The organism is Aliiglaciecola aliphaticivorans (assembly GCF_054782055.1).
Genome location: NZ_BAAGTF010000088.1, coordinates 1 through 874, shown reverse-complemented (window position 1 = coordinate 874; position 874 = coordinate 1). Strand labels below are relative to the sequence as shown.

General features: G+C 50.2%; 1 rRNA gene. It reads right to left on the bottom strand.

What is annotated here, in order from left to right:
* Window positions 1–874: ribosomal RNA gene (locus ACYVIL_RS20560) — 23S ribosomal RNA — on the bottom strand; the annotation flags it as partial.

Below are 874 nucleotides of genomic sequence, written 5' to 3'. Positions count from 1 at the left end.
ACATCCGCAGCTTCGGTATATTGCTTAGCCCCGTTACATCTTCCGCGCAGGCCGACTCGACTAGTGAGCTATTACGCTTTCTTTAAAGGGTGGCTGCTTCTAAGCCAACCTCCTAGCTGTCTTAGCCTTCCCACATCGTTTCCCACTTAGCAATATTTTGGGACCTTAGCTGGCGGTCTGGGTTGTTTCCCTCTTCACGACGGACGTTAGCACCCGCCGTGTGTCTCCCGGATAGCACTCATTGGTATTCGGAGTTTGCAAAGGGTTGGTAAGTCGGGATGACCCCCTAGCCTTAACAGTGCTCTACCCCCAATGGTGTTCGTCCGAGGCGCTACCTAAATAGCTTTCGGGGAGAACCAGCTATCTCCCGGTTTGATTGGCCTTTCACCCCCAGCCACAGGTCATCCCCTGACTTTTCAACGTCAGTGGGTTCGGTCCTCCAGTTGATGTTACTCAACCTTCAACCTGCCCATGGCTAGATCACCGGGTTTCGGGTCTATACCTTGCAACTAAACGGGCAGTTAACCCTCGCTTTCACTACGGCTTCCCTATGCGGTTAACCTTGCTACAAAATATAAGTCGCTGACCCATTATACAAAAGGTACGCAGTCACAGAACAAGTCTGCTCCCACTGCTTGTACGTATACGGTTTCAGGTTCTATTTCACTCCCCTCACAGGGGTTCTTTTCGCCTTTCCCTCACGGTACTAGTTCACTATCGGTCAGTTAGGAGTATTTAGCCTTGGAGGATGGTCCCCCCATCTTCAGTCAAGATAACACGTGTCCCGACCTACTTAATATGGCAAAAATAACGCTTAGTGTACGGGACTATCACCCTGTACCGTTGAGCTTTCCAACTCATTCCACTACATTAT